The organism is Flavobacterium sp., from assembly GCF_039595935.1.
Taxonomy (GTDB): domain Bacteria; phylum Bacteroidota; class Bacteroidia; order Flavobacteriales; family Flavobacteriaceae; genus Flavobacterium.
The window spans coordinates 1,367,318-1,387,246 of record NZ_JBCNKR010000006.1 but is presented as its reverse complement, the minus strand read 5'-3'; the positions used below and the strand labels follow the sequence as shown (position 1 = coordinate 1,387,246).

Annotated in this window: 13 protein-coding genes; 8 read left to right on the top strand and 5 right to left on the bottom strand. The window is 33.4% G+C overall.

Annotated features, from left to right (window positions below; translation table 11 throughout):
* Positions 1-86: 86 nt before the first annotated feature.
* Complete coding sequence (gene mutS, locus ABDW27_RS15790; RefSeq protein ID WP_343696779.1) at positions 87-2,693, bottom strand: DNA mismatch repair protein MutS; 2,607 nt, start codon at positions 2,691-2,693, stop codon at positions 87-89.
* Between the two features lie 156 nt (positions 2,694-2,849).
* Between mutS and ABDW27_RS15785 the strand changes: the two genes are divergently transcribed.
* The 3 genes from ABDW27_RS15785 (at position 2,850) to ABDW27_RS15775 (ending at position 7,032) form a co-directional block, all read left to right on the top strand.
* On the top strand, positions 2,850-3,281 hold the full coding sequence (locus tag ABDW27_RS15785) for a DUF1573 domain-containing protein (RefSeq protein WP_343696778.1): 432 nt from the start codon (positions 2,850-2,852) through the stop codon (positions 3,279-3,281).
* Positions 3,282-3,355: 74 nt separating this feature from the next.
* A complete protein-coding gene (locus tag ABDW27_RS15780) occupies positions 3,356-3,895 on the top strand; it encodes an RNA methyltransferase (protein ID WP_343696777.1) in 540 nt (179 codons plus the stop codon).
* A 110-nt stretch (positions 3,896-4,005) separates the two neighbouring features.
* Positions 4,006-7,032 (top strand): T9SS type B sorting domain-containing protein, encoded by a 3,027-nt coding sequence (locus ABDW27_RS15775; protein ID WP_343696776.1) that lies wholly within the window; start codon positions 4,006-4,008, stop codon positions 7,030-7,032.
* Positions 7,033-7,119: 87 nt separating this feature from the next.
* Here the strand turns inward: ABDW27_RS15775 and folK are convergent, their stop codons facing one another.
* Entirely contained in the window at positions 7,120-8,253 is a 1,134-nt protein-coding gene (gene folK, locus ABDW27_RS15770; RefSeq protein WP_343696775.1) for a 2-amino-4-hydroxy-6-hydroxymethyldihydropteridine diphosphokinase, read from the bottom strand.
* A gap of 138 nt (positions 8,254-8,391) precedes the next feature.
* On the opposite strand from folK, the gene sppA reads away from it, so the two are divergent.
* The 3 genes from sppA (at position 8,392) to ABDW27_RS15755 (ending at position 13,881) form a co-directional block, all read left to right on the top strand.
* Positions 8,392-10,149: a signal peptide peptidase SppA gene (gene sppA, locus ABDW27_RS15765; RefSeq protein ID WP_343696774.1), complete on the top strand. Its 1,758-nt coding sequence runs from the start codon at positions 8,392-8,394 to the stop codon at positions 10,147-10,149.
* A gap of 11 nt (positions 10,150-10,160) precedes the next feature.
* Positions 10,161-11,108, top strand: coding sequence for an alpha/beta hydrolase (locus ABDW27_RS15760; protein WP_343696773.1), 948 nt, complete (start codon positions 10,161-10,163; stop codon positions 11,106-11,108).
* A gap of 169 nt (positions 11,109-11,277) precedes the next feature.
* A complete protein-coding gene (locus tag ABDW27_RS15755; protein ID WP_343696772.1) occupies positions 11,278-13,881 on the top strand; it encodes an AsmA-like C-terminal region-containing protein in 2,604 nt (867 codons plus the stop codon).
* A gap of 272 nt (positions 13,882-14,153) precedes the next feature.
* Here ABDW27_RS15755 and ABDW27_RS15750 read toward each other — a convergent pair whose 3' ends face one another.
* Complete coding sequence (locus tag ABDW27_RS15750) at positions 14,154-15,206, bottom strand: glycosyltransferase family 9 protein (protein WP_343696771.1); 1,053 nt, start codon at positions 15,204-15,206, stop codon at positions 14,154-14,156.
* A gap of 281 nt (positions 15,207-15,487) precedes the next feature.
* A complete protein-coding gene (locus tag ABDW27_RS15745; RefSeq protein WP_343696770.1) occupies positions 15,488-16,282 on the bottom strand; it encodes a DUF2797 domain-containing protein in 795 nt (264 codons plus the stop codon).
* A gap of 242 nt (positions 16,283-16,524) precedes the next feature.
* Here ABDW27_RS15745 and ABDW27_RS15740 point away from each other — a divergent pair, with 242 nt between their 5' ends.
* Together ABDW27_RS15740 and ABDW27_RS15735 are read left to right on the top strand one after the other, a co-directional pair.
* A complete protein-coding gene (locus ABDW27_RS15740) occupies positions 16,525-18,033 on the top strand; it encodes a GH3 auxin-responsive promoter family protein (RefSeq protein WP_343696769.1) in 1,509 nt (502 codons plus the stop codon).
* Between the two features lie 45 nt (positions 18,034-18,078).
* Positions 18,079-18,468 carry a hypothetical protein gene (locus ABDW27_RS15735; protein WP_343696768.1) on the top strand — a complete coding sequence of 130 codons (390 nt, stop codon included), beginning with the start codon at positions 18,079-18,081 and terminating at the stop codon, positions 18,466-18,468.
* A gap of 150 nt (positions 18,469-18,618) precedes the next feature.
* On the opposite strand, the gene serB is transcribed toward ABDW27_RS15735, so the two are convergent.
* Positions 18,619-19,848 carry a phosphoserine phosphatase SerB gene (gene serB / locus ABDW27_RS15730; protein WP_343696767.1) on the bottom strand — a complete coding sequence of 410 codons (1,230 nt, stop codon included), beginning with the start codon at positions 19,846-19,848 and terminating at the stop codon, positions 18,619-18,621.
* Between the last annotated feature and the right edge of the window lie 81 nt (positions 19,849-19,929).

Genomic DNA, 19,929 nt, shown 5'->3' with positions numbered 1-19,929 from the left:
TTAAACAAGCCTTTTTCTAAAAAAAAATCCAGTTATTTTATAACATTCTGATAACCTAAAGTTTAAACTTGAAAAATTTTTAAATTTTATTTCTTGGTCAGCATCCTCTTAATTTCATTAAGCTTCATTAGCGCTTCAACCGGAGTAATAGCGTTAATATCAAGACCTAAAATCTCTTCTTTAATCTCTTCCAGTAAAGGATCATCAAGATTAAAGAAACTCATCTGCATTTCATCATTAGCAGATTTTATTCCGTTTAATGCATCGCTGGAATGATTTTTCTCCAATTTCTTTAATAGTTTCTGCGCTTTCGAAATCACCAGCTGCGGCATTCCCGCCATTTTCGCAACGTGAATTCCAAAACTATGTTCGCTTCCTCCTTTTACAAGCTTTCTAACGAACAGAACAGTATCCTTTAATTCTTTTACTGCAACATTAAAGTTTTGAATTCTATTTAAAGATTCTGTCATTTCATTCAACTCATGATAATGGGTCGCAAACAATGTTTTTGGTTTCGACGGATGTTCGTGTAAAAATTCGGCAATTGCCCATGCAATCGAAATTCCGTCATACGTACTGGTTCCTCTTCCAATTTCATCCAGCAGCACCAAACTACGATCTGAAATATTATTCAAGATCGAAGCCGTTTCGTTCATTTCAACCATAAAAGTAGATTCTCCCATCGAAATATTATCAGAAGCTCCTACTCTGGTAAAAATTTTATCAACTACTCCCATTCTAACACTATCAGCAGGAACAAAACTTCCCATTTGAGCCAAAAGCACAATCAGGGCCGTCTGCCTTAAAATAGCCGATTTACCCGACATGTTGGGTCCGGTAATCATGATAATCTGCTGCGTTTCTCTATCCAGAAAAACGTCATTAGCAATATATGGCGTTCCTACCGGCAATTGCTTTTCGATTACCGGGTGCCTTCCGTTTTTAATATCGAGTTCAAATGTATCATCGATTTCAGGACAAACATATTGATTCTCTATAGCCATTTGAGTAAAAGAACACAAACAATCTAATTGCGCAATTAAATACGCATTCATCTGCACCGGTTTTATATAAGTTGCAATCCAGGCAACTAACTGCTCAAAAAGCTCCGATTCGATTTTGTAAATTTTCTCTTCAGCTCCTAAAATTTTGGTTTCGTATTCTTTTAGCTCTTCCGTAATATAACGTTCGGCATTCACTAAAGTCTGTTTACGAATCCATTCTTCCGGAACTTTATCTTTATGCGTATTTCTAACTTCAATATAATATCCAAAAACATTATTGAATGATATTTTCAGAGAAGAAATTCCGGTACGCTCCGATTCTCTTCTTTCAATACCTTCCAAAAATTCTTTTCCGGAAGTTGAAATCGATCTTAATTCATCCAATTCTTCATTAACACCCGCTGCAATTGCATTTCCTTTTGAAATAGCAACCGGTGCATCCTGATTTAGAGTATTTTTAATTTTTTCTCTCAGCAAATCGCATGAGTGCAGACTGTCTCCAATAACTTTTACTGCTTCCTGCGGACTTTGAAGCGCCAATGTTTTAATTGGAATAATGGCATCCAGAGATTCTTTTAAATAAACAACTTCACGGGGCGATACTTTTCCTGCTGCAATTTTAGAAATCAAACGCTCTAAATCTGAAACCTGTTTAATTTGATATTGAATATTTTGTAAAACTTCCTGATTTGATTTTAAATACGAAACCACATCATGACGTCCTTTTATTTTATTAGAATCTTTAAGAGGAAGTGCCAGCCAGCGTTTTAACAAACGTCCGCCCATTGGCGAAAGCGTCTTATCGATTACATCTAAAAGTGTTACCGCATTTGGATTATAGCTGTGATACAATTCTAAATTTCGTATTGTAAAACGATCCATCCAGACATAAGCATCTTCTGCAATACGCTGAATAGCTGTAATATGCTGTACTTTATTATGCTGTGTTTCTGATAAGTAATATAAAATTGCCCCGGCAGAAATAATTCCTTCTTTTAATTCTTCAACTCCAAAACCTTTTAAAGAATTGGTTTGAAAATGCTTTGTCAGGGTTTCTAAAGCGTAATCTTCTTTGTAAATCCAGTCTTCCAGAAAAAAGCTGTGAAAATCTTCTCCAAAGGCATTTTTAAAATCGGTTTTACAAGTTTTCGGGACCAAAACTTCACTTGGATTAAAATTCTGCAGTAATTTATCAATGTATTCTGCATTTCCCTGAGCCGTTAAAAATTCTCCTGTTGAAACATCTAAAAATGAAATTCCGATATTTTTATTAGCAAAATAAACCGATGCTAAAAAGTTATTTGTTTTTGATTGTAAAACCTCATCGTTTAGAGAAACTCCCGGAGTTACTAATTCTGTAACACCTCTTTTTACAATTGTCTTAGTCATTTTAGGATCTTCAAGCTGATCACAGATCGCTACACGAAGTCCGGCTTTTACTAATTTTGGCAGATAAGTATTAACAGAATGATGCGGGAAACCAGCAAGAGCTGTTTCAGTATCTGAGCCAGCGCCTCTTTTTGTTAAAGTAATCCCAAGAATTTTAGAAGCTCTGATGGCGTCTTCACCAAAGGTTTCATAAAAATCCCCTACTCTGAAAAGCAGACATGCATCAGGATATTTTGCCTTGATTTCATTATACTGTTTCATTAAAGGTGTTTCCTTTACCACTTTTTCTTTAGCTGCCAAAATTGATATGTTTTAAATGAAAAATTAAGACAGCGAATTTATAATTTTTTAATGGCATAACGAAGGCTTGAAAAATTAAAATATTTTAAGATTTTTTTATATACAGATATAAGAATTTTATATAGCTTTGTTCATCATTAAAAAAGACCCTAGAAGATGAAAAAAATAATTTTATTCGCTATGTTAGCTGTAGCTGGTATTACAGCTGCTAATGCACAATCAACTAAAAAAGCTAAAGCTGCTAAAGTTGCTAAAGTTGAAGGAGCTGGAATGCTTTTCGAAACTGAAACTATCGATTATGGAACTATCGCTCACAATGCTGACGGTAAAAGAGAGTTTGTTTTTGTAAACAACGGAACAAAACCGTTAATCATTACTAACACTCAAGGTTCTTGCGGATGTACAGTTCCTACTACACCAAAAGAGCCAATTGCTCCAGGTGCTAAAGGAATTATTGGTGTAAAATATGCTACTGACAGAGTTGGTGCATTCACTAAAACCGTAACTGTAACTTCTAACGCTGAAGGACAACCTACAAAAGTACTTACAATTAAAGGTACAGTTTTACCAGATCCAGTAAAAAGCTAATCTGAAAAACAATTAAATATCGAAAAAGCTTCCTTATCTTTGGAAGCTTTTTTTATGACCTGAATTTACTTCCAATGAGAAAACTTGAAAATAGCGAACTAGACAGAAAATCAATTGAAGATTTTAAAAAATCAGACAAAACACCTTTAATATTGGTTTTGGATGATATTCGCAGTTTACACAATATTGGTTCTGTTTTTAGAACTGCCGATGCTTTTTTGATCGAAAAAATTATTCTTTGCGGCATTACTGCTACTCCGCCAAATAAAGAAATTCATAAAACGGCACTTGGCGCTACAGAAACTGTTGCGTGGGAACATCACGAAAATGTATTGGAAGTTATTGAAAATCTAAAGAAAGAAAATGTTCTGACAATGGCAATTGAACAGGTCGAAAGTTCTGTTTTTCTTCAGGACTTTAAAGTAGAGAAAAATCAAAAATATGCTTTGGTTTTTGGAAACGAAGTTTACGGCGTAGCTCAGGAAGCGGTTGCCATTTGTGACGGTTGTATTGAAATTCCACAATTAGGTACAAAACATTCTTTGAATATATCGGTAAGCGCCGGAATTGTGGTTTGGGATTTGTTTCAAAAACTAAACTGGCCAAATAATTAATTTAGAAGTGTTTTCGCTAAAAAAATGTGATTTTTAAAATAGTTTCCAGCTTTAAATGTTAGAAATGTAAATATATTTTTTTATTATTATAAAAGTGATACTTTTATAAAATGAAAACTATCTATTACCAAAAACCACTACGTTTATTATTCTTACTGCTTTTCCCTTTTGTGGGATTTGCTCAATATACCTCTATTCCTGACCCAAAATTTGAACAGGCCTTAATTGATTTGAATATTGATAGCGGCGCTATTGACGGAAAGGTTTTGACTGCAAATGTTAAAGATGTAACAACACTGCTACTTCTTGGAAAAAACATTACCGACTTGACCGGTATTGAAGCTTTTGAAAAACTAGAAACATTAGGTCTAGACATACTTAATGATAATATATATCAAAGAAATTTTATTACCAATTTAAATCTTACAAAAAATATTTTCCTGAAACGTTTATCTTGTGGTTATAATGAATTATCTACAATAGATCTTTCAAAAAACACAGCATTAGAAGTTTTAACTATAAATAATAATAATTTAAGCAGTCTGGATGTCTCAAAAAATACATCTTTAAATACTCTGGTATTAAACAACAATAACATTACAAGTATAGATCTTTCAAAAAATACTTCTTTAACGACTATAGCTTGTATCTTTAATAAATTAACCACTTTAGATGTTTCGAAAAACATTAGTTTAATAAATTTAAACTGCAATAATAACAATCTATCAAATCTTGATATTTCTAAAAACTCAGCACTCCAAGCATTATACGTAAATAACAATCAAATAACTTCTCTGGATACTTCTAATAATCCAAATTTAGGATTGTTAATTTGCAATAATAATCAAATAACTTCTCTGAATCTCTCTAATAGTATAGGAGTCTTAGAATGCAGTCATAATCAATTATCTAGTTTAGATTTATCTAATAATACTAATTTAAATACTTTTTTTTGTGAAGATAACTTGTTAACCTATTTGAATTTAAAAAATGGACAGAATGCAAAACTAACCTCTCCAAACTTTAAATTTAATTCTGGTCTAACCTGTATACAAGTAGATGATGAAGCCTATTCAAACACAAACTGGACACGCAAAGATAATACAGCAAAATATTCAAACGACTGCAGTAAGATTTCAACAACTGCTCCTATTGTTAAAGCAACCGGAGATCAGTTATACTGCCCGCAAAATACAATCAAAATTGTAACTGATTTTACTATTACACACGATCCTGCAGAAACAGGAACCAAAGCTGTTTACATTCAAATTTCATCTGGTTATTCTAGTGGTTTAGATCAGCTTTCGCTTTCAAATCCGGCAGCGCACCCTAATGTAACAACAAGCTGGGATGCAACAGCAGGAAAATTAAGCATAACAAGTCCAACTGGTACTGATGTTTTATATTCTGATTTAGTTGCCGCTGTAAAAGACGTAGTTTTTACAAATTCTTCGGCTTCAGCTTCTGGAACAAGAACATTTTCGATAACAATTGGTAATGCCAATTATTTACCTTCAACACAGCATTTTTATCTATTTGTTCCAAGTATTGGCATTACATGGACAAGTGCCAAAGCTGCTGCTGAAGCCAGTACTTATTACGGATTACAAGGATATTTGGCTACTATTTTATCTCAGGATGAAGCCCAATTAATAGGCGAACAAGCTTCTGGAACGGGATGGATCGGCGGAAGCGATGCACAAACTGAAGGTGTCTGGAAATGGGTTACAGGTCCTGAAGCCGGAACTACTATGACTTATACTTTCTGGAATTCAGGAGAACCAAATAATCAGGGCGACGAAGATTATGCGCATATCACCCAACCAGGAATTGGAATTCGAGGTTCATGGAATGACCTTTCCAACACAGGTTCATTAACTCCAGGCGATGCTTATCAGCCAAAAGGGTATGTTGTTGAATATGGCGGAATGCCGGGAGAATCTCCACTTGAAATTGCGACAAGTACTAAAATTACGATTCCGGTTGCAACGCCTGGTACAAATCCAAATCCGGTTTGTGATTCTGGAACTTTTACTTTTAATGCTACAGCGACTGCCGGTGCCACAATCAGCTGGTATGATGCGGCTGTTGGTGGAAATGTATTAGGAACTGGAACTTCGTATACAACTCCAACCATAACTTCGACCACAACTTATTATGTTGATGCCGGATGCGAATCAAACAGAAAATCGGTAACAGCTACTGTAAATGCAACTCCTGCAAATCCCGTTGCGGGTCAAACCTCTTATTCAAACTGCGGACCCGGATCTGTAACGATTACGGCGTCTTCAAATATTGGAAATATTAATTGGTTTACAACTCCAACTGGCGGAACCAGCGTTTTTACAGGAAACAGTTTTACAACACCAACTATTTCATCCAATACAACTTATTATGCCGAAGCTTCAAATTCGGGCTGTGTTAATCCAAATCGTGTTCAGGTAGATATAGAAATTTATACGCCGCCTGTGGTTCAGGATGAAACTGTGGCTTTATGTCAAAATCAAACTGTAACATTAGATGCCGGAGTTTCAGGAATGACTTATTTATGGTCTAATGGCGCAACTACACAAACAACTGTTGTTTCTCAAGGCGGAACTTATACAGTAGATGTAATAAGTCCGTCACCTGAAAATTGTACAAGTCGAAAAACAGTAGTTGTTGAAGAACATCAGTTTCCTGAAATTGATCGAATTGATGTAAACGGAACCCGCGCTATTATTTATCTCAAAAAAGAAACTTCTTATTTTGAATTTTCTGTTGATGGTATCAACTTTCAGGATTCGAACGTTTTCTACGATGTTCCGGGTGGACTTCAAACGGCTTATGCCCGCGAGAAAAGCGGCTGCGGCGGTGATACACAAAATTTTGTAGTTTTAGTTTTTCCTGCCTTTTTTACTCCAAATAATGATACTTATAATGATTTATGGGAAGTAACCGGAATGGAAAATTACCCTCAGGCAGAAGTAACTATTTTTGACCGTTATGGCAAACTGATAGCACAGTTAAATAGTTCTAAAATGAGTTGGGATGGAACGTTTGAAAAAACACCGCTTCCGGCTTCAGACTATTGGTATGCTTTAAAAATAGACAATACAAAACCTATTTTAAGAGGACATTTTACTTTAAAAAGATAGTTTTAAATTAGAAAATGTGCCAATTAGAAAATGAGATAATTAACTTATAATTTTAAAAATTATCTAATTGACACATTCTCCAATTATCTAATTAAGCTTTTTCTGAATTTCATTTAAAACGAAAAGATAATCTTCCTGCTTTTTTACAAAATCGCGGTCAGAAACATCAATAATCAAAACGTTCAAATCAGTTTGAGATTTAATGTATTCCAAATATCCGTTGTTGATTTTGTCTAAATATTGAGCTTCAATGTTTTGTTCGTAGCTTCGGCCTCGTTTTTTAATATTTTGTAGAAGACGCTCGGTATTTTGATACAGATAAATGTACAAATCCGGTTTTGGCATTTCTTTGTAAATAATATCAAATAAATTTCGATACAAACGATATTCATCTTCCTGCAAAGTTATTTTAGCAAAAATCAGCGATTTAAAAATATGATAATCGGCTACGATAAAATCTTTAAACAAATCAAACTGCGCCAAATCATCTGATAATTGCTGGTAACGATCGGCCAGAAAAGACATTTCAAGCGGAAAAGCATATCGGTTTTGATCTTTATAAAACTTAGGCAGAAACGGATTATCAGCAAATCGTTCTAAAACCGTTTTGGCATTAAAATCATCGGCTATTTTTTGAACCAAAGTAGTTTTTCCGGCTCCAATATTTCCTTCAAAGGCAATATAATTATATTTCTCCAGCGGAATTTTACTCAGCGGACATTCTAATTCCTGAACAACCGTGCAAACACTGTCGTCTGGAGAAACGGCAATTAAGTCAGAAACAGATTTTTGAAAAACCGGATGATTCCAGTCCAGTTTTAAATCCTGCATTGGCAGTAAAACAAAATTTCGATTCTGCATCAAGGGATGCGGAATATGAAGTTTTTCGGTTTCAATAATTTCATCATCAAAAACAATCACATCAACATCAATAATTCGGGATTGATATCCTTCCTGATTTAATCTTATTCTTCCTAACTGTTTTTCAATTTTTAAAACCTGATTTAATATTTTTTGTGCCGATGAAGTAGTGTGCAAAAGCAGCGCACAATTATAAAAAGCATCACTTTCAAAACCCCATGCAGGCGTTTCATAAAGCTTCGAAACCCTGATCACAGTTCCCACTTCCTGATGTATCAAAGCAATACAGCTTTCGATGTTTTCTAACCTGTTTCCCTGATTACTGCCTATAGATAAAACGACTTGATGCTGTGATTTCATAATTAATGCAAATTAACTAAAACTATTTTAGAATTAACCAATATATTTGTGAAACGGCGTTATTCAATGAATTAAAATTTATGTACGAAATTTGTAACAAACAGCTCATTAACGCTACTTATTAAAAAAAATATATTTATGAAGTTTTTAGGAAATGTAATTGCCACAGTTGTTGGTATTTTTGTATTTATTATGCTTTTCTTTTTTGGAGCAATCCTAATTAGCGCCATTTTTAGCGATGGTGATAAAGTCACGGTTAAAAACGATTCGGTTATCGAATTAGATTTAAAACAAATTGATAACGATTATGCAGGAAAATACAAAGATCCGTGGGTAACCGTTTTTTCAGATAAAAAAGGTATTGGTTTAACCGATGTTATTAATGCTATTGAAGCGGCAGAAACCGACGATAATATTAAAGGAATTTCAATCTTAAACGATGAGTCTTCATTAGGACTTGCGCAATATAAAGATTTGAGAAATGCGCTGGAAAGCTTCAAAAAATCTGGAAAATTTGTCTGGGCTTACGCCAATACCTATTCGCAGAAAGAATATTACTTAAATTCTGTTGCCGATAAAATTTATTTGAATCCGGCCGGAGATTTAGATTTTAAAGGACTTTCGTCTGAAGTGATGTTCTTTAAAGATTTTCAGGAAAAATCAGGAATCCACATGGAAGTAATTCGTCACGGAAAATATAAAAGTGCCGTTGAACCGTTTTTAGAAAACAAAATGAGCGATGCCAACAGAGAGCAGGTTACAGCACTTTTAAATTCTATTTGGTCTACCGTTTGCAGCGATATCTCAAAAAGTAGAAACATTCCGGTTGAAAAATTAAACGAAATTGCCAACGGATTATTAGCCAGAACTCCTGAAATGGCAAAAACACAGCGTTTGGTAGATATTGTGGCTTATGAAGATGTGTACCACAATGCCATCCGAAAAGCTTTGAAAGTAAAAGATGATGAAGATTATAATAAAATTTCAATTTTAGATTATACTCAAAACCATCTAACTACCGCTTTAATGAATACTGCTGATAATCAAATTGCCGTTATTTACGCTCAAGGCGAAATTGCCAGCGGCGAAGGCGATGTAAACGTTATTGGTGAAGGCTCAATGCGTCGTTCTCTGCAGGAAGCCAGAAAAAATGAAGACATAAAAGCAATTGTTTTAAGAATTGACAGCCCGGGCGGAAGCGCATTGACTTCTGATTTAATCTGGAGAGAAATTGAAGTTACCAAAAAAGTAAAACCTGTTGTAGTTTCTATGGGTAATTACGCAGCTTCTGGAGGTTATTATATTGCCTGCAACGCTAATAAGATTTTTGCAGAAAGCAACACTATTACAGGTTCTATCGGGGTTTTTGGAGTATTACCAAACTTCACTCCGCTTGCCAATAAATTAGGAATCAATACAGAGCAGGTAAAAACACACGAAAATTCAGCCAACTACAGTCCATTTGTTCCTGTTGATGAAAAATTCAAAGCTTTTACACTTGAAGGTGTTGAACAGATCTACAAAACCTTTGTTACGCATGTTGCAGAAGGCAGAAAAATGACTTTTGCACAAGTTGATTCAATTGCTCAGGGAAGAGTATGGTCTGGAACAGAAGCTTTAAAAATTGGATTGGTTGATAAAATTGGAGGCTTAAATGATGCGATTGCCGAAGCTGCTAAAATGGCTAAAATCAAAGATTACAGCACACAAAATTATCCTGAATACGAAAAAACTTTTGGCGATTTAATGGGTAATCTGCCTTTTGCCCAATCTAAAGAAGCTTTTATAAAAGAAGAAATTGGCGAAGAAAACTACATGCTTATCGAGCAGGTAAAAAGATTACAGAGACAAAAAGGTGTTCAGGCGATGATGCCTTTTGGAATAAACATTAAATAATGTTGTTTAAAATGAAAAATATAGTTCTGTTTTTTATCGCTTTATTTTTGGTATCTGCAAATGCGCAAACGGCAAAACAAGATACTTTTACAGAAACGAATGTTACTTTAAAAATCAATATTGATCAGCTTTTTGGTACGCTTACCGTTCCTAATGAAGTAAAAAAATGTCCGGTTGCTTTGATAATTGCGGGTTCTGGTCCAACAGACAGAAACGGAAATAACCCGATGATGAAAAATAATTCCTTAAAAATGCTGGCCGAAGCGCTTGCAAAAAACGGAATTGCATCTTTACGTTTTGATAAAAGAGGAATTGGCGAAAGTAAAGCTTCTGCCGTTGCTGAATCGAGTCTCGTTTTTGAAAATTATACAGAAGATGTCAAAAGCTGGATTAACTTTTTAAAACAAGACAAACGTTTTACACAATTAACAATTATTGGTCACAGTGAAGGATCTTTAATAGGAATGATTGCCGGAGCCAAAGCCAATAAATTTATTTCGATTGCCGGAGCGGGAGAATCTGCAGATAAATTAATAAAATCTCAGATTACTTCAAAATCAAACAAACAATTAGAGGACATGACTTTCCCTATTATAGACAGTCTGAAAGCTGGAAATAAAGTAAACAAAGTCGATCCACTTTTAAATTCACTTTTCAGGGCCAGCATTCAGCCGTATTTGATTTCATGGTTTAAATATGATCCGCAGACAGAAATTAAAAAGCTAAATATTCCGGTTTTAATCATTCAGGGAAATAATGATTTGCAAGTTTCGGTAAAAGATGCAGAGGAATTATCAAAAGCAAAAACAAATTCAGAACTGGTAATCGTTGATAAAATGAACCATATTATGAAAGTTATCGATGGCGATAAACAGGCAAATATGGCAAGTTATACAAACGAAACCCACCCTATTTCTGAAACGATGGTAAATAAGATTGTTTCTTTTATTAAAAAATAGTTACAATAATAAAAAAGTAAAATCCGTTTGAAACTTATCAGGCGGATTTTTTTATTTAAAAACAACATAATTTTCCTACATTTTTAAGAAAATTTTATTCTTGTAGTTCAATAAAAAAACTATTTTTGCAAGAGTCTATTTTTAAAAATTAAACCTCAAATCTATAAATATGTTAAAGAAAATTTTAAAAGTAACTGCCATTGTTCTTGTGGTCATTGTCGCCGCATTATTTGCCATTCCGTATTTTTTTAAGGACCAGATCAAAGCAAAAATTGCCGATGCTATCAACGAAAGTGTTGATGCAAAAGTAAGCTTTGCCGATGCTGATTTAAGTTTGTTTAAAAATTTCCCGAATGCTGCGGTTGGAATCGAGAAACTGGTAATTATAAACAAAGCACCTTTTGAAGGTGATACTTTAGTTTCATTAGGAGAATTAAATCTTAAAATGAGTATTAAAGAACTTTTTAAAGGAAAAGATGAACCATTGAATATTCAGGGAATTACTTCTGAAAATGGTTTGATCAACATTATTTTCAACAAAGATGGTGTTGGGAACTTTGATATTGCTTTAAAAGATAAAAAAGAAGACGATAAAAAAGATGACAAAAGCAGTCCGCTTTCTTTAAAAATCCAAAACTATAAAATTGAGAACTTTACGTTTAGATATATCGATCAGGGTTCAAAAATTAAAATGGTTATTGATAGTTTAAATCATGAAGGAACAGGAGATTTTACCAATTCTAAACTGGATTTAAATACAAAAACTACCGCAAACGTATCTTTAGATATGGATAAAGTGAATTATATGAAAAACATAAAATTGACTTTAGACGCTGTTTTAGGAATCGATTTAGATCAAAGCAAATATACTTTTAAAGAAAACAAAGCTTTGATTAACCAATTGCCGTTAGAATTTGACGGATTTATTCAGATGGTTAAAGAAGGTCAGATTTATGACCTGAAATTTAAAACGCCAACTTCGTCGTTTACTAATTTCTTAGGATTAATTCCATCAGCTTATGCATCAAGTCTTGACGGTGTAAAAACAACCGGAGAATTTACTGTTGATGGTTTTGCAAAAGGAAAATTAACAGACACAACTGTTCCCGCTTTCAAAATTGCTATTGCGTCAAACAATGCTTCTTTCCAATATCCGAACTTGCCAAAATCAGTTCAGAATATTGTAATTGATACTAAAATTATCAACGAAACCGGAATTCTAAACGATACTTATGTAAACTTAGATAAGTTATCTTTTAGAATCGATCAGGACGTTTTCAGCGCTAAAGCAAATGTGAGAAACATTACTGTTAATCCGCTTGTAAATGCTGCTTTAAAAGGAACAATCAACTTAGCAAATCTTTCAAAAGCATATCCTATTAAAATGGATAAACCTTTGGCAGGTATTTTAAAGGCTGATGTTACCACTAATTTTGATATGGCTTCTGTTGAGAAAAGTCAATATCAAAACATCAAAAATGCCGGAACTATGAGTTTATCAGGATTTAAATATACTGATGAAAACAATAAATCTATGAACATCAGCACGGCTTTAGTGGAGTTCAATCCAAGTACAATCAACCTGAAACAGTTTAATGCTACAACAGGAAAAAGTGATATTGCTATAAACGGAGTTCTGGAAAATTTCTACGGTTTTATGTTCAAGAAACAAGAATTGAAAGGAAACTTCAACATGAGTTCAAATCAATTAGCTGTTGATGATTTTATGACTTCTGGAGAACCTGCTAAAAAAGAAGAAAAAACACCTGCAAAACCTGCTGAGGCAATGAAAATCCCGGCTTTCTTAAACTGTACTTTAAATGCTAAAGCAACAACGGTTTTATATGATAATTTAAAACTAAAAGATGTTTCAGGAAGATTGATTATAAAAGATGAAAAGGCACAATTAGAAAACTTTAAAACTTCAATTTTTGGAGGAACAATTGGTTTAAGCGGAGCCGTTTCTACCAAAACTAAAGTGCCAACTTTTGATATGAATTTAGGTTTCAATCAGGTTGATATTGCACAGACATTTACGCAGTTAGACATGATGAAAAAAATTGCGCCAATTGCCGGAATTATTAATGGTAAATTAAATTCGACTATTAAATTAAACGGAAATTTAGATGAGAAAGAATTAACTCCTGATTTAAAATCTCTTTCTGGAGATTTATTAGGACAATTGCTTTCTACAACTGTAAATGCTAAAAATTCTACTGTTTTAAACTCATTAACTTCAAACATTAAATTTCTGGATTTAAATAAATTGAATTTGAATGATTTAAAAATGGCTTTATCTTTTGATGACGGAAAAGTAAACGTAAAACCTTTCGATATTAAATATCAGGATATTAAAGTAACGGTTGGCGGAACTCACGGTTTTGACCAAACGATGAATTACAACTTAAAACTGGATGTTCCTGCTAAATATTTAGGAAACGAAGCAAATGCTTTTATTGCTAAAATGTCTCCTGCAGATGCTGCAAAACTGCAAAACATTCCGATTAATGCCGTTATTGGCGGAAACTTTTCAAATCCTAAAGTTACTACAGATATGAAAAGTGCTGTTTCCAGCTTAGCGTCGCAAGTGGCTAATCAGCAAAAAGAAAAACTGACACAAAAAGGTGCTTCTGCTTTGACTGATTTACTTAACAAAAACACAAAAGCCAAAGACACAACTCAGGCAGCTAAAAGTGAGAAAGAACAAAAAAATCAGGAAACTACTAAAAAAGCAACTGATTTAATCAATGGTCTTTTCAAAAAGAAAAACTAAGATTTACTCAAAATAAAAAAACAGCTCCGAAAATTTCTTTTCGGAGCTGTTTCATTTTATAGTAGTTTGATTTTATTTTAATTGATCGATCATGAAATGTGCCATTAGGCACGTAATATCGGTAGAAAATCACAAATCGAAAACAAATTTAGCGTGCCGTAGGTACGCAACAAACATTAACATTGCATACCTAGGGCACTCCTGTTGATTACAAACCTATTTTAGCTACCGATATTATGTGCTTAACGGCACATTTACATCTTATAAATTCTTTATTTATTCAGAATCTTATTTATAGCTTTTATATAATCCGGAATTCCTAATGTATTAGTATCAATTCCTACACTGTTATTTCCGTATGGCTGATATTTTTTAAGTACCGAAACCGAAAACAATCCTACTGTTGGTGCTTTTGAAGAACTTGATAAGTGCATGATACCACTATCTGCGCCTACAAAAACATCCACATTAGCTAGTACAGAACCTATTTCACGAATGTCTTTGCTGTAGAATGTAGGAGCCTGAAAATTAATTTGTGATACATTTTCAACCGGCAGAACTTCAAAAATATTATAGTCTTTGTATTCTTCTTTTAAAGCCGTATAAAATTCCTCCCACCAGGAAACGTTATAACATTTTTCGCCAGTAGCAAATGTAAAAATCGCGATAGATTTCTTTTCTTTATCAACGATATTATGTAGAATTTCTTTCCCTTTTGAAATTTCTTCCTGAGTTAATTTTAGATCCAGAAGAGCAACCGGTTCTTTTTTATCTTCTACTCCAAACTGGCTTAGAAAATATCTTAAATTGTAAACAGGGTATTTTGCAATATGCTCATGATCTTCATAATTTAACTGGACATTTTCCGGAAGATCTCCAAAAAATTTATATTTAGCAGTTGAAAATTGAACTGCTAATCGACCGGAAGAAGAATTTTGATCGACGTTTATTACAAGATCGTATTTTTGTTTTTTTATTAAAGTCCAGACTTTAAAATATTTTACTAATTCCTTGAAAGGTTTTTTAGGAAGACCAATTATCTTATCAATAGAATCGTAGTTTTCTAAAACTATAGGAGCAAGAGTTCCTTTTACAAAAATATCGATTTTACACCCGGGAAATGTCTTTTCCACTTCCTGAATAAGAGGAGTAACTAATAGTAAATTACCAAGTCTGCCATTGGGTCTGCAGATCAATACTTTTTTAATTTTACTTGTATCAATTGTTCCGCTTTTGCTAACGTTAGCAGCACCAATATTCTTGGTTAAAGTGCGCATTAAGCCACGCCTGACTTTATTAATGTTAACATTTTTTGAGTTGCTCATAAATCTTTTTTTTCGGGGAATTACAATTAAAAACAATAAAAAATGTTTTTAATTTTCTAAAAAAATAAAGCGTTATTTCCACACTTTTGTGTTCAAATATAGACTCTTTTTTCTTTCGAAATTAAATCTTATCAATAAGCATTTATTACAAAATTGTAATCAAATGTTATCAATAATTTCATTTTTTATGCTTTTGCACGAAATAAAAGTACAACAATTAACATTATAACCAACAAAACATAGACAGGGAGTCGATAAAAATCGATAAGTAACCTAAAAGTCTAGACGTTTATATTGACCATATATCCTTCTGATCCGCGGACATTAAATACGGCTCCGTTTTCAAAAATTAAGTACTGGCCTTTTATTCCAACCAGTTTTCCCTGAAAGGAAGGTGTTTTATCTAAATTCAAACTTGCAACTTTTGTGGGATAATATAAAACAGGATAATTCAAATCGTAAACGTCATTTTTCTGGCTGTAGAAATAGTCCTTAACCTCAGCCGGAATTAAATTTTCAACTTTTGATTTTTCAAAAATTAAATCACATGATTCCGCTGTACACTGAAGCATCTTTCTCCAATTGGTTTTATCTACATAATGATCTTTTAGCGCCACTTCTGTAATTCCTGCCAGATAACGATTTGGTACTTCAACAATTGCAATTGCCTGAGTTGCTCCCTGATCAATCCATCTTGTTGGTACCTGGCTTTTGCGTGTAACTCCCACTTTTATTTCGCTTGAAAAAGCCAAATAAACGATATGAGGCTGTAATTGTGCTTTTTGCTCATATTCTAAATCACGATCAGCAATTCCTAAATGTGCCGTGCTCAATTCAGGTCTCATAATCCAGTCGCCTACAGCCGGGCTTGAATAAAAACAGTCATAACAAAAACCCTGTCTGAATATTTTTTTCTTTTTATTACAGTTCAAACATTGGTAACCTGTAAAATTTATCTCAATCTCTTTGTTTAATAATTGATTTACATTTAGAAAACTATCTTCAAAAACTAAATAATATTGAATTGGATTTCCAAGTTCAGTTTGCATTTTTGTTAGTACGCCTTGATATGTCATTAGTTTAAGATTGAAGATTTTAGATGTTAAATTTTAGATTTCTCTGATTTATTAATTATTCAAAATCATTTTTTGAGTTAATCTTTCGTTTCTAAGTAGTGGTTTTTATTACAAAAAAACACTATTTTTGATACAATGACAAAGTTAATATTTGCTGATGGATATTCAAATTTTAAGTTTCAATTTGCACGAATCGTAAAATATAAATCTAAAATCAGCAATTTAAAATCTAAAATCTACCCATGCCTTTATCAATAATTAACTCTTTCGCTTCTTGGGTCCTGAAACAAAGGATACATCAAATTGAACTTTTTTTAAAATACCCAAATGAAGTTCAGGAAGAACTATTGCATAATTTATTGGTGGCTTCGGAAAATACCGTAATCGGGAAAAAATACGATTTTGCTTCTATAAACTCTTATCAAACTTTTGCCGAAAGGGTTCCTATTGCAAGTTATGAAGAATTACAGCCTTTGATCGAACGTACGCGTCAGGGCGAACAAGGTGTTTTTTGGGAAACACCTATAAAATGGTTTGCCAAATCTAGCGGAACAACTAATGCAAAAAGCAAATTTATTCCGGTAAGTAATGAAGCTCTTGAAGATTGTCATTATAAAGGAAGTAAAGATTTACTGTGTTTGTATTTAAATAATAATGAAGATTCTGAATTGTTTCTTGGAAAGAGTTTACGCTTGGGCGGAAGTTCTCAGATTTACGAAAACAATAATACTTTCTTTGGAGATTTGTCGGCAATTTTGATTGAAAACATGCCTATTTGGGCTGAATTCAGTAGCACGCCAAGCAGTAAAACTTCGTTAATGAGCGAATGGGAAACTAAAATCGCAGCGATTATTAATGAAACTAAAAATGAAAATGTAACCAGTTTTGCCGGAGTTCCTTCCTGGATGCTGGTTTTAATGAATAAAGTTCTGGAAAACACTGGCAAACAGAGTTTATTGGAACTTTGGCCAAATCTTGAAGTTTACTTTCACGGCGGTGTGAGTTTTTCTCCTTATAAAGAACAATACAAGAAAATTTTACCAAGCAAAGATTTTAAATACTACGAAATCTATAATGCGTCTGAAGGCTTTTTTGCAATTCAGGATTTGAATAATTCAAGTGATTTATTGCTGATGTTGGATTACGGAATTTTCTATGAATTTATTCCGATGGAAACTTTTGGAACTCCAAATCAAAAAGTGGTTCGCTTGGCCGATGTAGAATTGAATAAAAACTACGCCATTGTTATTACTACAAATTCCGGTTTATGGCGTTATTTAATTGGTGATACGGTTCGTTTTACTTCATTAAATCCGTATAGAATTCGAGTTACGGGAAGAACCAAACATCATATTAATGTTTTTGGGGAAGAATTAATGGTTGAAAATACCGATCAGGCCATTGCGAAAGCCTGCCAAATCACTCAAACTGAAGTTATTGATTATACAGTTGCTCCTATTTTTATGCAGGATAAAGAAAAAGGCGCGCACGAATGGATGATTGAATTCAAGAAAAATCCGGCTGATGTAGGTCTTTTCCAAAAAGTTCTGGATGAAACTCTGCAGACTTTAAATTCTGATTACGAGGCGAAACGCTACAATAATATGACTTTAAATCCTTTAGTTATTAATGTGGCTCGCGAGAATTTATTTTATGACTGGCTGAAAGAACGAGATAAATTGGGCGGACAGCATAAAATTCCGAGACTTTCTAATCAAAGAGATTATTTAGAGCAGTTGAAGGAGATGTAATTCCAAACAGTAACCTCAATTAATTGATCTATTTTAAAAACAAAAATGAAAAAATACATCTTACTTCTTTTCATCATACTTACTCAAAACCTAATATCACAAAATATTGAACCATTGAGCCCAATTCAAAAAGAGCTTTATGATTTTGAAACCGTTCAAGTAAAGCCTGAATTTCCTGGTGGAAAGGAAAAGTTTATTGAATATATAAAAGATAATTTAAAAAAGTCCGATATTGATAAAAGCAAAGAGCAAATTAAAACAAGCTTTATTGTTGAGATGGACGGCTCGATAACAGATGTTAAGGTTATAAAAGGCGCTGGAATCAAAATAAAAAAATCACTTAAGAAAATATTAGAAAATTCTCCTAAATGGCTTTGTGGAGAACACGAAGGGTATCATGTTAGAACAAAAGTAGATTTTGCTTTTGATATATGATGGATTAACCTGAAAGGCATGCTCATAAAAAAACCTTAGTCTTTAATTGAAAACTAAGGTTTTTATTTTTTATTTCGATGTCAGGCTGAGCGAAGTCGAAGCCCTTTTCGACGTGAAAGCCCTTCGACTTCGCTCAGGGTGACAATAATATTACATCATATCAATATATCGATCGTGATATCCTAAAAGGTATAAAACGCCATCAAGACCTAAACTAGAAATTGAAGTTGAAGCACTTTCTTTTACTTTTGGTTTTGCATGAAAAGCGATTCCTAAGCCGGCTAAGTTTAGCATTGGCAAATCGTTTGCACCGTCTCCAACTGCAATAGTTTGATTAATATGAATTCCTTCTTTTTCTGCAATTGCTTTTAAGTACTCGGCTTTCTTTTGCCCGTCGACAATATCACCCAGATATTTCCCGGTTAGTTTACCATCTTTAATTTCCAGTTTATTTGCGTGAACGTAGTCAATTCCTAATTCTTTTTGAAGGTATTCTCCAAAATAAGTAAATCCTCCTGAAAGAATAGCTGTTTTGTATCCGTAATATTTCAGAGCTTTCATCAAACGATGTGCACCTTGGGTAATTGGTAAATTTACTGCCACTTTTTGAAGTACTTCTTCACTTAAGCCTTCCAATAAAGCCATACGTTTTTTGAAACTTTCGTTGAAATCAATTTCACCATTCATAGCCGATTCTGTAATAGCTCGAACCTGATCTCCTACTCCATTTAATTCTGCCAGTTCATCAATAACTTCTGTCTGAATTAAAGTTGAATCCATATCGAAACAAACTAAACGGCGGTTTCTTCTGTAAATATTGTCTTCCTGGAAAGAAATATCAACATTCAGCGTTCTTGAAATTTCCATAAAACTTGCTGTCATGATAATTTTATTTACAATTTCACCCGTTACAGACAACTGAATACATGAACGCGGATATTCTTCTTTTTCTACAATTGAAGTTCTTCCGGTTAAACGTATAATGGAATCGATATTTAAATTTTGATCTGACATTATTTTAGTAACTGCTGCCAATTGTGATGCTGCTAGTTTTTCGCCTAAAATATTAATGATATAACGCTGCTTAGACTGTGATTTCACCCATTTTTCATAGTCTTCGATCGAAATTGGAATAAATTTTACTTTTATCTCTAATTCGTAAGCTTTGAATAATAAGTCTTTTAAAACCGGTGCCGATGAAGAACCTGCAGCAATTTCGAATAAAATCCCTAAAGAAAGTGTGTCATGAATATCGGCCTGACCGATATCTAAAATATTAGCATCATAAGCTGCCAATACAGCTGTTAAACCTGCTGTAACCCCTATTTTATCGTGTCCTGAAACTTTTAATAAAATAATTTCTTTATCCTCTACTGCCATTTTATCTTTATTGATTTTGAAGCGACAAAAATCGGCAATCTCTTGGTGATAAAAAAGAATAATCTTTGTTTTTTTTGCAAA